This is a genomic window from Kumtagia ephedrae (assembly GCF_003012745.1).
In the GTDB taxonomy this organism is placed as follows: domain Bacteria; phylum Pseudomonadota; class Alphaproteobacteria; order Rhizobiales; family Rhizobiaceae; genus Kumtagia; species Kumtagia ephedrae.
In genome coordinates this window covers 33,971-47,093 of record NZ_PXYK01000005.1, presented here as the reverse complement: position 1 = coordinate 47,093, position 13,123 = coordinate 33,971, and the positions used below count along the sequence as shown (strand labels likewise).

Below are 13,123 nucleotides of genomic sequence, written 5' to 3'. Positions count from 1 at the left end.
ATCGTTTAACGGCAGACTTGCGGCGCAAGGCTGATGCTTGGAATGAATATCTGCTTCCCTCACACAGGCGGCTCAGGCGCCATTCACACCCCAAGATAACGATCCTGCAGCTCCGGCGTCAGCATCGCCGGCGTTCCCGCGAACACCGTGGCGCCCTTCTCCAGCACGAAGCAGCGGTCGGCGACCGGCAGCAGTTCGGCGAGCGTCTTGTCGACCACCAGGATCGACTGGCCCTCTGCCTTCAGCCGGCGGATCGCCGTCCAGATGTCGGCGCGGATCACCGGCGCGAGACCCTCGGTCGCCTCGTCGAGGATGAGCAGGGCGGGATTGGTCATCAGCGCGCGGCCGATCGCCAGCATCTGCTGCTCGCCGCCCGACAGGGTGCGGGCATACTGGGCGCGGCGCTCGCCGAGGCGCGGGAACAATTCGACCACCTTGTCCAGCGTCCATGCGCCGCGGCGGGCGGCGGCGAGGAGATTCTCCAGCACCGTCAGGTTGGGGAAGCAGCGGCGGCCCTCCGGCACCAGCCCGACGCCCAGCCGGGCGATGCGATGCGGCCGCATGCCGGCGATCTCACGCCCGGCGAAACGAACCGTGCCGGCGCGCGGCCGGTTGAGCCCGAGGATGGAGCGGATCGTCGTCGTCTTGCCCATGCCGTTGCGGCCCATCAGCGCCACGACTTCGCCCTGGCGCACGTCGAGCGACACCCCGAACAGCGCCTGCGAGGCGCCGTAGAAGGTCTGCACGCCTTTGACCTCGAGCAGGCTCACGCGGCTTCTCCCAGATAGGCGCGCCGCACTTCGGGATCGTTGCGGATCTCGTCGACCGTGCCGGTGGCGACGATGCGGCCGTAGACCAGAACCGAGATGCGGTCGGCGAGCGCGAAGACCGCGTCCATATCGTGCTCGACCAGCAGGATCGGCGCCTGGCGGCGCAGGCCGTCGAGGAATTTGGTCAGGCTCTTCGAGCCCTCCGGTCCCATGCCGGCCATAGGCTCGTCGAGCAGGAAGGCCTTCGGGCCTAGCGCCAGCGCGATGGCGATCTCGAGCTGGCGGCGCTCGCCATGCGACAGCTCGGCGGCGGGTGTGTTCGCCCGGGCCGCCAAGCCGACGCGCTCCAGCATGGCGAGAGCCGGCCCGGCCAGGCTGCGGTCGCCCTTCACCGGCCGGAAGAAACGGAAGCTGGAACCCTGCCTGGCCTGCACCGCCAGCATGACGTTGCGCAATGCGGAAAACTCCGGCGCCAGCGACGAGATCTGGAAGCTGCGGCCGAGCCCCAGTTTTGCGCGCGCCGCCATGTCGAGCCCGGCCATGTCGCGGCCGAGGAAGCGGATGGTGCCGCTGTCGGGCGGGATCGAACCGGAGATCTGGTGGATCAGCGTCGACTTGCCGGCGCCGTTGGGGCCGATCAGCGCATGAATCTCGCCCGGCATCAAGTCGAGGCTGACACCGTCGGTCGCTTTCAGCGCGCCAAAGCTCTTGCGCAGGTCGCGGATCTCCAGCACCGGCTCAGCCATGGCGCGCCTTTCCGGCCAGCAGGCCGAGCAGCCCGCCGCGCGCGAACAGCACCACGCCGAGCAGGATCAGGCCGAGGAAGAACTGCCAGCGCTCGGTAATGCCGCCCAGCGCATATTCGAACAGCACGTAGAGCATGGCGCCGGCGAGCGGCCCGAACAGCCGGCCCTTGCCGCCCAGGATGATCAGCACGATCAGCTCGCCCGACATGTGCCAGGACAGCATGGACGGGCTGACGAAGCGGTTGAGGTCGGCGAACAGCGCGCCCGCCAGGCCGGTGACCATGGCCGAGAGGACGAAGGCGACGAGGCGGATGCGGAACGGCGCGATGCCGACGGCGGCCAGCCGGACCGGATTCTGCCGGGCCGCCTGCAGGGCGGTGCCGAAACGCGAGCCGCCGATGAGCCAGAACAGCAACAGGACCAGCATCAGCACGCCATAGCAGAGCAGGAAATAGGGCAGGGGCTGCGCGGTGTTGACGCCGGGAAAGGCGTTGCGGACATAGATCGACAGCCCGTCCTCGCCGCCATAGGCCGGCCAGGAGACGGCGAAATAATAGATCATCTGCGCGAAGGCGAGCGTGATCATGATGAAATAGACGCCGGTGGTGCGCAGGCTGATCGCGCCGATCGGCAGCGCCACCAGCCCGCAGACCAGGATCGCGACCAGCCAGATGACCGGCATCGAGGTCGTGCCCGGCAGGCCGAAAAACAGCGGCTCGGCGTTGAAGGCATGGGTGGCGAGGATGCCGGCCGCATAGCCGCCGAGGCCGAAGAAGGCGGCGTGGCCGAACGACACCAGCCCGCCGAGCCCCAGCGCGATGTTGAGCCCCACCGCGGCCAGCGCCAGCACGGCGATGCGGGTGGCAAGCGTGACGTAGAACGGCTCGCCGGCGGCCGAGGCGGCGATCGGTACGGCGAGCAGCAGCAGCGCCAGCAGCGTGTTGACGACGGCTTCCCGGCTCACGACGGCGCTCATGACTGCGCCGCGAACAGGCCGCTCGGCCTGACTGCGAGGATGACCGCCATGACCAGGTAGATCAGCATCGAGGCGAGCGCCCCGCCGATCAGGCCGGCCTGTGCCGCCGGCATCGCCAGGGCGAGCGCCTTGGGCAGCAGGAAGCGGCCCATCGTGTCGACGACGCCGACCAGTATGGCGCCGAGCAGCGCGCCCTTGATCGAGCCGATGCCGCCGATGACGATGACGACGAAGGCGAGGATCAGCACCGGCTCGCCCATGCCGACCTGCACCGACTGCAATGCGCCCACCAGCGCGCCTGCCAGGCCGGCAAGGGCGGCGCCCAAGGCGAAGACGACGGTGTAGAGCGTGCGGATGTCGACCCCGAGGGCGGCGATCATCTCGCGGTCGGATTCGCCGGCGCGGATGCGCATGCCCAAGCGGGTGCGCGAAATGAGCAGATAGAGGCCGATGGCGACCACGATGCCGACACCGATGATGGCGAGCCGGTAGAGCTGGTACCGGCCGCCGCCCGGCAGCGGCACCGCGCCCTGCAGCAGTGGCGGTATGTCGAGATAGAGCGGGAAGGAGCCGAACAGCCAGCGCGTGCCTTCCGAGAAGATCAGGATCAGCGCGAAGGTCGCCAGCACCTGGTCGAGATGGTCGCGCTCGTAGAGCTTTCGGATGACCGCGACCTCGACGATGGCGCCGGCCGCGGCCGCGGCGACAAGGCTGGCGACCAGCCCGATCCAGAACGAGCCGGTGGCGGCCGCCACCGCCGCGCAGGCGAAGGCGCCGACCATGTAGAGCGAGCCGTGGGCGAGGTTGATCAACCCCATCACGCCGAAGATCAACGTCAGCCCGGCCGCCATGAGGAACAGCATGACGCCGAGCTGCAGGCCGTTGAGGAGTTGTTCGATGAGGAGGGCGATGGACAAGAGGACTTGGGGCTCTGATGTCTGGGTGTTGGTGGCGACTAGGGCGGTCAGCGTTCGGAGGAACTACCCCCACCCCTAACCCCTCCCCACAAGGGGGAGGGGGATTCTGGCGCGGCGCTTCATCGTCCCCCCTCCCCCTTGTGGGGAGGGGTTAGGGGTGGGGGTAGTTCCAGCAAGCGTCGGCGCCGCCCCTCATCCGCCTGCCGGCACATTCTCCCCGCACGCGGGGAGAATGGAGCTACATCTTGCACTGCTCGGCGTAGGCGTCGCCGTGCTTCTCAAAGGCCGTGGCGATGATCTTGTTGGTCAGCACGTCGCCTTCCCTGACCACCTCGCGCACATAGACGTTCTGGATCGGGTGGTTGTTGGTGTTGAAGGTGAAGTCGCCGCGCACCGACTTGAAGTCGGCGGCCTTGAGCGCGGCGCGGAAGGCGTCCTTGTCCTTGACGCTGGCCTTGGACAGCGCCGACAGGATGAGGTTCGCCGTATCCCAGCTCTGCGCGGCATAGACCGAGGGCAGGCGGTTGTATTCGGCCTTGAAGGCTTCGACGAATGCCTTGCTGGCCTCGTTGTCGAGATCCTTCGACCAGCTGGCGGAATTCTTGACGCCGAGGGCCGCGTCGCCGATCGCCGGCAGCATGTCCTGGTCGAAGGAGAAGGCCGGTCCCATGACCGGAATGGTCACGCCGGACTGGGCATATTGCTTCATGAAGGCGATGCCCATGCCGCCGGGCAGGAAGAAGAACACCGAATCGGCGCCGGAATCGCGGATCTGGGCGATCTCGGCGGCATAGTCGGTCTGGCCGACCTGGGTGTAGATCTCGCCCGCCAGCTCGCCCTTGTAGTAGCGCTTGAAGCCGGTCAGCGAATCCTTGCCGGCCGGGTAGTTGGGGGCGAGGATGAAGGTCTTCTTGTAATCCTGGTTGGCGTATTGCCCCATCGCCTCATGGAAATTGTCGTTCTGGTAGGCGACGTTGAAATAGTTCTTGTTGCAGTTGGCGCCGGCCAGCGCCGACGGCCCGGCGTTGGGTGACAGGTAGATGATGTCCTGCGCCACGGCGTTGGGCACCACGGCCATCGCCAGGTTCGACCAGATGATGCCGGTCAAGAGGTCGACCTTGTCGCTCTGGATCATTTTTTCGGCGATCTGCACCGCCAGCTCCGGCTTCTGCGCATCGTCCTCGACGACGAGCTCGACCTCCTTATTGCCGGACTGCTTGATCGCCAGCGTGAAGGCGTCGCGCATGTCGATGCCGAGGCCGGCGCCGCCGCCCGACAGCGTGGTGATCACGCCGATCTTGACCGGCTCGGCCTGCGCCATGCCGGTCGCCGCCAGCGAGAGGCCGAGGATGCCGGCCGCAAGACTTTTCTTCATTTTTCTCCTCCGAGGGTTCCCGTCGTTTTTCGGTTGGTCAGAGCCGGGTGCGAACTTTCCAGAGTTCGGGAAACAGTTCAACCTCCAGCATCTTCCTGAGGTAGGAGGCGCCCGACGTGCCGCCGGTGCCGCGCTTCATTCCGATGATGCGCTCGACCGTGGTGACGTGGTTGAAGCGCCAGCGGCGGAAATAGTCTTCGAAGTCGACCAGCTTTTCGGCGAGCTCGTAGAACATCCAGTAGCGCTGCGGGTCCCGATAGACCGTCTGCCAGGCGACCAGCACCTCCTCGTTCTCAACTCGGGTCTCGCGCCAGTCGGCGCGCCTGGCGTCGACGCCGATGTCGAAGCCGTTGCGGCCAAGCAGCAGGATCGCCTCGTCGTAGAGCGACGGCTCGGCCAAGATCGCCTCCAGCCGCGCGCTGAGCTCCGGCCGGTGCGCATGCGGCTTCAGCATGGCGAGGTTGCGGTTGCCGGCCATGAACTCGACGGCGCGGTACTGCCATGACTGGAAGCCGGAGGACTGGCCGAGCGCGTCGCGGAATTCCGTGTATTCGCTGGGCGTCATGGTGCGCAGCACGTCCCAGGCGCTGTTCAGCTGCTCGAAGATGCGCGCCACCCGCGACAGCATCTTGAAGCTCGGCTCCAGTCGGTCGGCGCGGATGGCGCGCATGGCCGAGCCGATCTCGTGCAGCGCGAGCTTCATCCACAGTTCCGACGTCTGGTGCTGGACGATGAACAGCATCTCGTCATGAGCCGCCGACAGCGGCTGCTGCGCGCCGAGGATCTCGTCGAGGCGCAGATAGTCGCTGTAGGACATGCGGTCCTTGAACGACATCTCGGCACCGTCGGCCGAGGGATCGTGGGGCTTGCTCAATTCGCCTTCTCCGCGCGCAGCCGGAAGCGCTGGATCTTGCCGGTCTGGGTTTTCGGCAGGGCGTCGATGAACTTGACCGAGCGCGGGTATTTATAGGGCGCTATCGTCGCCTTGACATGGTCCTGCAGCCGCTTGACCGTCAGCGCGTCGGCGGCGACGCCGGCGGCAAGCACGACATGCGCCTCGACGATCTGGCCGCGCTCGCCGTCGGACACCCCGATCACCGCGCATTCGGCGACGTCGTCATGCGACAGCAGCGCCGCCTCGACCTCTGGGCCGGCGATGTTGTAGCCGGCGCTGACGATCATGTCGTCGGAGCGCGCGGCGAAGTGGAAGAAGCCGTCCTCGTCCTGCACGAAGGCGTCGCCGGTCAAGTTCCAGCCATCGCGGACATAGTCGCGCTGCCGGTCGTCGGCCATGTAGCGGCAGCCGGTCGGGCCGCGCACCGCCAGTTTGCCGACGGTGCCGCGCGGCACCTCGCGCATGGCGTCGTCGACCACGCGCGCCTCGTAGCCACCGACCGGCTTGCCGGTCGATCCGGCCCGCCGGTCCTCGAAGCGGTTGGAGATGAAGATGTGCAGCATCTCGGTGGCGCCGATGCCGTCGAGGATCGGCTTGCCGGTCTTTTCCGTCCATTCCTCGAAGACCGGCGCCGGCAAGGTCTCGCCGGCCGACACCGCGACGCGCAGCGAGGAGAGGTCGGCGCCCTCGTCCATCGCCTTCAGCATGGCCCGGTAGGCGGTCGGCGCGGTGAAGGAGACGGTCGCCCGATATTTCTCGATGATCTCGATCATGTTGGGCGGCGTGGCATGCTCCAGCAGCGTCGCGGCGGCGCCGAAGCGCAGCGGGAAGATCGCCAGCCCGCCGAGGCCGAAGGTGAAGGCGAGCGGCGGCGAGCCGACGAAGACGTCTTCGGGCACCACCTTCAGGACCTCCTTGGCATAGGCGTCGGCGATGATCAGCAGGTCGCGGTGGAAATGCATGGTCGCCTTGGGCACGCCCGTCGTGCCGGAGGTGAAGCCGAGCAGGGCGACGTCGTCGCGGCAGGTCTGCACCGCCTCGAAGCGCACCGGCTTGTCGAGGGCGATGCGGTCGAGCTCGGCGTCGTGGTTGGCGGTGCCGTCGAAGCCCACAACCTGCTCGAGGAAGCGGCTTTCCTTGGCGCAGGCCACGAGCTCGTCCTTGATGCGGGTGTCGCACAGCGCCAGCGCGATCTCGGCCTTGTCGACGATCTTGGCCAGCTCGCCGGCCCGCAGCATCGGCATGGTGTTGACCACCACGGCGCCGGCTTTTGTGGCGGCCAGCCAGCAGGCGACCATCGCCGGGTTGTTGGCCGAGCGGATCAGCACCCGGTTGCCGGGCTTCAGGCCGTAGTTGTCGACCAGCGCATGCGCCAGCCGGTTGGTCCAGTCCGACAGTTCCTTGTAGGTACGGCGGCGGCCGTTGCCGATCAGCGCGGTGTTGTCGCCGAAACCCTTTTCGACCATGCGGTCGGTCAGCTCGACCGCGGCGTTCAGCCGATCGGGATAGTCGAAGCCGTCGAGCCGGAAATCCGGCCACTCATCCTGCGGCGGCAGGTTGTCGCGCGTGAAGGTGTCGACATGCGCGGACGGTCCAAGCATCGTGCAGTTCCCCTTGTATGCTCGTTGGCCGGATGCGCGGACCGCTGGTTCGGCGCGCGCATGGCATCGGTTGGGAAGCGATGTGCCGATGCAAGCCTCCCCGACGGTCCGGCGAAGATGCCGGATGCGGCAGGACCGGAGCGGCTGGCGGGCGGCACGGCAACCTCCCAGTTCCCATTTTATGCGGCGTAGCATCCCACCGCCGGTGATTTATTTCAAGCCTAAAGTTTTTCGCTTGAGGAACGTTGACGCGGCCTTCGATGGCCGCCATTGCTAGAGAAATTCCGGCAGAAGCGTGCAGCAGTTTGCGCTCGGAATTGCGAAAAAATGGAGCAGTTTCGTTGTTCGAAGAAAAGCGCAGCTGCCCTGCGTCGATCGAGCACCGCCGAGGAGGGCCCCATGCTGGAACATCACATCGCCGACTGGGACGGCGCCTATGCCAATGGCCCGAACATTGCCGGCAGCGACCGCTGGCCGGGGGCGTGGGTAGAGCCGGCGCGGGCGTTTCGCGAAACGCTGTCGGCCGCGGGCCGCGCCAAGCTCGACATCACCTATGGCGACAAACCACGCAACCGCCTCGACCTGTTCCTGCCGGAGGCGGCGCCGAAAGGCTTGGTGGCGTTCATCCATGGCGGCTACTGGAAGGCGTTCGACAAGAGCTTCTGGTCGCATCTGGCAGCCGGTCCCGTCGGCCGCGGCTACGCGGTGGCGATGCCCTCCTACACGCTCTGTCCGGAGAACCGCATCGGCGGCATCGTCAGGGAGGTCGGTGCCGCGGTCGAAAAGACTGCCACACTGGTCGAGGGGCCGCTCATGCTGACCGGCCATTCGGCCGGCGGGCACCTCGCCAGCCGCATGGTGTCGCTGACGACGCCGCTGCCGGCCGCCGTGCGGGACCGCATCCGCAATGTCGTCTCCATCTCCGGCGTGCACGATTTGCGGCCGCTGATGCGCACGGCGATGAACGAGACGCTGGCGATCGACGAGGCCGAGGCGATTGCCGAGAGCCCGGCGCTGCTCAGGCCGATGGACGGCGCCCGCATCACCTGCTGGGTCGGCGGCGGCGAGCGTGCCGAGTTTTTGCGCCAGAACGACCTGCTGGCCAATGTCTGGACCGGCCTCGGCGCCACCACCAGCACCGTGGTCGAGCCCGACCGCCACCATTTCAGCGTCATCGACGGCCTCGCCGATCCGTCGCATCCGCTGACCAGGACGCTGCTGGCGGAACGGGATTGACCGGATCGTAGCCGGCAATGCCCGCGCAACGTTGTCCGTAGCGCAAATACCGCATTGCACAAAACCCGCCGGCGCGCAAAATGGGGCATGGCGGCATCCTCCCTCGCAATCCTCGTCATCGACGAGAACCGCATCCGCGCCTCGATCATCGAGGCGGGGCTGCGCGAGGCCGGCCATGACCACGTCACGCTGGTGCATGACGTCGCCGGCATCGCCCGGCGGATCGCCGAGATCAACCCGGACGTCATCGTCATCGACCTCGAGAATCCCAACCGCGACATGCTGGAGAACATGTTCCAGCTGTCGCGCGCGGTGAAGCGCCCGATCGCCATGTTCGTCGACCGTTCCGACCGCGCCTCCATAGAGGCGGCGATCGAGGCCGGCGTCTCGGCCTATGTCGTTGACGGGCTGAAGCAGGAGCGGGTGAAAACCATCCTCGACATGGCGATCAGCCGCTTCAACGCCTATTCGCGCCTCACGCGAGAGCTGGAGGAGGCGCGCAGCGAACTCGCCGGCCGCAAGGTCATCGACCGCGCCAAGGGCATCCTGATGAAGTCGCGCGGACTGTCGGAGGAGGCGGCCTACGGCCTGCTGCGCAAGACGGCGATGAACCAGAACCGCAAGATCGCCGAGATCGCCCAGAGCCTCGTCACCGCCGCCGGCCTGCTCGATCCGGGAGAGGACTGACCATGCCGTCCGCACACCATATCGATGCCGGCTTCATGCCGCTGTTCGACAGCGCGGTGCTGGTGGCGGCGCGGGAGATCGGCTTTGCCCAGCGCGAGGGAATCGAGCTCGTCCTGCACCGCGAGACCTCCTGGGCCAACATCCGCGACCGCATCGCCATCGGTCACTTCCATCTGTCGCACATGCTGGGGCCGATGCCGCTTGCCTGCAATCTCGGCCTGTCGCCGATCCCGTCGGACACGATCGTGCCGTTCTCGCTGGGCCTCGGCGGCAATTGCGTGACGGTGTCGAACGCGATCTGGAAGGGCATGGCGGCGCATGGCGCCGAGGCCGACCTCGACGCCGAGCGCAACGGCGCGGCCCTGCGCGACCTGATCGCGGAACGCAAGCGCAGCGGCCTCGATCCGCTGCGCTTCGCGGTCGTACACCCGCATTCCGGGCATAATTACGAACTGCGCTATTGGCTGGCGGCCTGCGGCGTCGACCCGTCGCGCGACATCGACATCGTCATCGTGCCGCCGCCCTTCATGCCAGACGCGCTCGCCGCCGGCCGAATCGACGGCTATTGCGCCGGCGAGCCGTGGAACAGCGCGGCGGTCGCTGCCGGCAGCGGCCGCATCGCTACGGTGAAGGCCGCCATCTGGCGCACCAGTCCGGAAAAGGTGATCGGCGCGCGCAGAGCGTGGGCGGAAGCCGAGCCGGAGGCGCTGTCCGCCTTGCTGCGGGCGCTGCATCACGCAGCCCGCTGGTGCCAGGACCCGGGCAACCGCTCCGAACTGGCGGCGCTGATGGCGCAGCCGGCCTTTCTCGGCCGGCCGGCCGAGCTGCAGATGCCCATCCTCACCGGCCGGCTCGATCTCGGCGGCGGGACTTCGCGCCTGGTCGAGGATTTTTTCCTGCCCTTCGACAAGGCGGCGAACTTCCCGTGGAAAAGCCACGCGCTGTGGTTCTACACGCAGATGGTGCGCTGGGGTCAGGTCGAACATTCCGCGGCAAACGTCGCGATCGCCCGCGACTGCTACCGGCCCGACCTCTACCGCTCCGCCCTCAAGCCGCTCGGCGTCGCCATGCCAGGCGCCAATGCCAAGGTCGAAGGCGCCTTGAAGATGGCTACCCCGGTCGGCTCGGCCGGCGCCAGCCTCGTGCTCGGCCCGGACGGGTTCTTCGACGGCGGCATCTTCGATCCCGACCAGCTCGACGGCTACATAGCGGCGCAGAGGACGTCGGACTGAGCGGCGGCCGTTCAGCTTCCGAACAGGCGACGATCCCAATAGACCGGCTCGTGCAGGCTGGTCTGGAGGCCGGCGAATTCCGGATGCGCCGGATTGATCAGGATGTTGTTGTCGAGAAGGGCCACCACGCTGGGGACGATCAGCAGAAGGCTCCGCCGCTCCAGGGACCATCCTTCACCGAAATTCTTGCTCGCCACGGCCGGCATCGAGTCCCAGCCAGGGAGGACTGGCGGCGAGAAGACCTCGTAGCTCAGGCCGCGTGGGACGGTTATGCGCACGTAATGCTGGTTTGGGGGCAGCCGACCGCTGCCATGCACCAGTTTTTCGAGCAACGCGGTCGAATAATGTTCGCTGGTGTAGATGACCGGGCTGCCGGCCGTGTTCCATCGGCCTGGCGCTATCGTCGAGCCGGTGGCATCGAAGATCGGATAGGCGCCGTTGGGATCGCCGATGCGGAAACAGGTCAGGGTGCGGTCGAGCCGCTGCGTCACGCGGCGCTGCCGTATTTGAGGCCGCCGAGAATGTCGGCCACAAGTTCGCCGCCGAACTCGCTCCGGACTACCAGATCCATCGGCCGTTCGTCCTCGATCATCGGGTGCGGCCGGAACAGGAACTGACGCGCCTCGTCCTCGTCTTTCCAGACATCCAGCGCCAGACCCCAGATGCGGGCGACGCGTGCCAGGCGCGTCCCTTCCTCGGTCGAGAGGTGGCCGGCAGCCTTGCGCCGTTCGAGCGTGGCCTTGGGGACGAGCCGGTATTTGAATTGAGCGTCTTCGGGCGCGATCAGCCTTGCAACCCGTTCCAGGGCCTTGACCGGAAGGCCATCCTCGATCCGCGAGATCAGCCCGAAAGGCGCCCGCGCCTCGGTCTCACCCGGTGGCAGGCCGAGCACGTCGGCGACATTCGCAAAGGCAAGCATCTCTATACCTCATTTGGTCCTGATAGTAGCCTCAGTTGAGGCGAATGGCAAGGCGCATGCGCAGACCGTCGCTCGGTCAGTTCGAGGCTGGTTGAACAGGGCTTGCACTCGCGAAAGCTGTTGCTCAAACCGCGGGCACATTGTGCGGTGCACAACAAATAGGCGGACTCGGGCTGCCGAATGAGCACGCATCGACTGCGTTTCTCGACCCGCATCGCCACTGGATTTGCCGTAACGCTTTGATTTACCGCGAACCAAAGGGGCGATGCCGGAACTGGCACGGTTCCTGCTTCGTAGTTGGCGAGGCCTTCGGGCCAACGATATCGGCGTCCAACGATGGGCGCTCCAGGCAAAGCTGCCGCTCAGGTTTGACGCGATCCCGGATGCACGGACGCGAAAGGCCTGAACGGCGGCTTTTTTGTTTTGCGATCCACCCGACGGCGCCTCCCACGCCGCGCAACGGAGCCGACAATGACCGCAACCCTCCCAGCCGCCCCGAGCCAGGACAAAGCTCCGGCCAGGGCGCTGCTCATGTCCACCATCGCCTTCACGGTCTGCTTTGCCGTGTGGACGATCTTCTCGATCATCGGCGTGCGCATCAAGCAGGAGCTCGGCCTCACCGAGACAGAGTTCGGCCTGCTGGTCGGCACGCCGATCCTCACCGGCTCGCTGGTGCGCATCCTGCTCGGCGTGTGGACGGACCGCTTCGGCGGGCGGCTGGTCTACACGACCACCATGCTGGCGGCGGCGGTCGCGACCTTCCTGCTTGCCTTCGCGCAGACCTACACGCAGATGCTGGTCGCGGCGCTCGGCGTCGGGCTGGCCGGCGGCTCCTTCGCCGTCGGCGTCGCCTATGTCTCGCGCTTCTACCCGGCGGGAAAGCAGGGTACGGCGCTCGGCATCTTCGGCGTCGGCAATGTCGGCGCCGCCGTCACCAAGTTCGCCGCGCCGTTCGTGCTGCTCGCCGGCGGCTGGCAGGATGTCGCGCTGATCTGGGCCGCGGTCCTCGGCTTCATGGCCTTCATCTTCTGGTTCGGCACGGAGGACGATCCGGTCATCCGCGAGCGCCGCGTCACCGGCGCCAAGCCGCGGAACTTCTGGGCCGAGTTCGCGCCGCTGAAGGACGTGAGGGTCTGGCGCTTCGGCCTCTACTACTTCTTCTCCTTCGGCGCCTTCGTCGCCTTGGCGCTGTGGTTGCCGCGCTACCTGATCGGCGTCTACGGCTTCGACATCGCCATGGCCGGCATGATCGGTGCGGCCTATTCGATCCCGGCCTCGATCTTCCGGGCCTATGGCGGGGTGCTGTCCGACCGGGTCGGCGCGCGCACCGTCATGTACTGGACATTCGCCGTCTCGGCCGTCGCCACGCTGATCCTGTCGTTGCCGCCGGCCGACTATGTCCTGCGCGGCATAAACGGGCCGATCGCCTTCCACTTCGAGGTAGGGCCGGTCGCCTTCATCGTCGTCGCCTTCGTGCTCGGCTTCTTCATGAGCCTCGGCAAGGCCGCGGTCTACAAGCACATCCCCGTCTATTATCCCGACAATGTCGGGGCGGTCGGCGGGCTGGTCGGCATGATCGGCGGGCTGGGCGGCTTCCTGCTGCCGATCGCCTTCGGCGTGCTCAACGATCTCACCGGCCTGTGGACCAGCTGCTTCATGCTGCTGTTCGCCATTGTCGTCGCCTCGCTGCTGTGGATGCACTTCGCCATTCGCGGCATGGCGCGCCAGGCCGCCGGCGAGCCGCTCGGGCTCGCGGCGCAGTAAGGACG

Annotated in this window: 13 protein-coding genes; 4 read left to right on the top strand and 9 right to left on the bottom strand. The window is 67.0% G+C overall.

The window, feature by feature from the left end; genetic code table 11:
* Positions 1-83: 83 nt before the first annotated feature.
* From C7I84_RS06370 to C7I84_RS06340, 7 genes are all read right to left on the bottom strand, one after another.
* A complete protein-coding gene (locus C7I84_RS06370) occupies positions 84-770 on the bottom strand; it encodes an ABC transporter ATP-binding protein (RefSeq protein WP_106771323.1) in 687 nt (228 codons plus the stop codon).
* Positions 767-1,516, bottom strand: a complete 750-nt coding sequence (locus C7I84_RS06365; RefSeq protein WP_106771322.1) for an ABC transporter ATP-binding protein — start codon at positions 1,514-1,516, stop codon at positions 767-769. The genes C7I84_RS06370 and C7I84_RS06365 overlap by 4 nt, the downstream gene beginning before the upstream one ends.
* Positions 1,509-2,492: a branched-chain amino acid ABC transporter permease gene (locus C7I84_RS06360; RefSeq protein WP_245428333.1), complete on the bottom strand. Its 984-nt coding sequence runs from the start codon at positions 2,490-2,492 to the stop codon at positions 1,509-1,511. Before C7I84_RS06360 ends, C7I84_RS06365 begins: the two co-directional genes overlap by 8 nt.
* Complete coding sequence (locus tag C7I84_RS06355) at positions 2,489-3,409, bottom strand: branched-chain amino acid ABC transporter permease (RefSeq protein ID WP_106771321.1); 921 nt, start codon at positions 3,407-3,409, stop codon at positions 2,489-2,491. The genes C7I84_RS06360 and C7I84_RS06355 overlap by 4 nt, the downstream gene beginning before the upstream one ends.
* 238 nt (positions 3,410-3,647) lie before the next feature.
* Positions 3,648-4,784 (bottom strand): ABC transporter substrate-binding protein, encoded by a 1,137-nt coding sequence (locus C7I84_RS06350; protein ID WP_106771320.1) that lies wholly within the window; start codon positions 4,782-4,784, stop codon positions 3,648-3,650.
* Between the two features lie 37 nt (positions 4,785-4,821).
* The gene (gene kynA / locus C7I84_RS06345) at positions 4,822-5,658 is read right to left on the bottom strand and encodes a tryptophan 2,3-dioxygenase (protein WP_106771319.1); all 837 of its coding nucleotides are present in this window, start codon (positions 5,656-5,658) and stop codon (positions 4,822-4,824) included.
* Positions 5,655-7,280 carry a benzoate-CoA ligase family protein gene (locus C7I84_RS06340; RefSeq protein ID WP_106771318.1) on the bottom strand — a complete coding sequence of 542 codons (1,626 nt, stop codon included), beginning with the start codon at positions 7,278-7,280 and terminating at the stop codon, positions 5,655-5,657. Before C7I84_RS06340 ends, kynA begins: the two co-directional genes overlap by 4 nt.
* A gap of 399 nt (positions 7,281-7,679) precedes the next feature.
* Between C7I84_RS06340 and C7I84_RS06335 the strand changes: the two genes are divergently transcribed.
* The 3 genes from C7I84_RS06335 (at position 7,680) to C7I84_RS06325 (ending at position 10,435) form a co-directional block, all read left to right on the top strand.
* Positions 7,680-8,516 carry an alpha/beta hydrolase gene (locus C7I84_RS06335; RefSeq protein ID WP_106771317.1) on the top strand — a complete coding sequence of 279 codons (837 nt, stop codon included), beginning with the start codon at positions 7,680-7,682 and terminating at the stop codon, positions 8,514-8,516.
* 87 nt (positions 8,517-8,603) lie between these two features.
* A complete protein-coding gene (locus C7I84_RS06330) occupies positions 8,604-9,203 on the top strand; it encodes an ANTAR domain-containing response regulator (protein WP_106771316.1) in 600 nt (199 codons plus the stop codon).
* Between the two features lie 2 nt (positions 9,204-9,205).
* Positions 9,206-10,435, top strand: coding sequence for a CmpA/NrtA family ABC transporter substrate-binding protein (locus tag C7I84_RS06325; protein WP_165816006.1), 1,230 nt, complete (start codon positions 9,206-9,208; stop codon positions 10,433-10,435).
* 11 nt (positions 10,436-10,446) lie between these two features.
* Here the strand turns inward: C7I84_RS06325 and C7I84_RS06320 are convergent, their stop codons facing one another.
* Complete coding sequence (locus C7I84_RS06320) at positions 10,447-10,926, bottom strand: RES family NAD+ phosphorylase (RefSeq protein ID WP_106771314.1); 480 nt, start codon at positions 10,924-10,926, stop codon at positions 10,447-10,449.
* The gene (locus C7I84_RS06315) at positions 10,923-11,354 is read right to left on the bottom strand and encodes an antitoxin Xre-like helix-turn-helix domain-containing protein (protein ID WP_106771313.1); all 432 of its coding nucleotides are present in this window, start codon (positions 11,352-11,354) and stop codon (positions 10,923-10,925) included. Before C7I84_RS06315 ends, C7I84_RS06320 begins: the two co-directional genes overlap by 4 nt.
* Positions 11,355-11,825: 471 nt before the next feature.
* On the opposite strand from C7I84_RS06315, the gene C7I84_RS06310 reads away from it, so the two are divergent.
* Positions 11,826-13,118: an MFS transporter gene (locus C7I84_RS06310; protein WP_106771312.1), complete on the top strand. Its 1,293-nt coding sequence runs from the start codon at positions 11,826-11,828 to the stop codon at positions 13,116-13,118.
* The last annotated feature ends 5 nt before the right edge of the window (positions 13,119-13,123 follow it).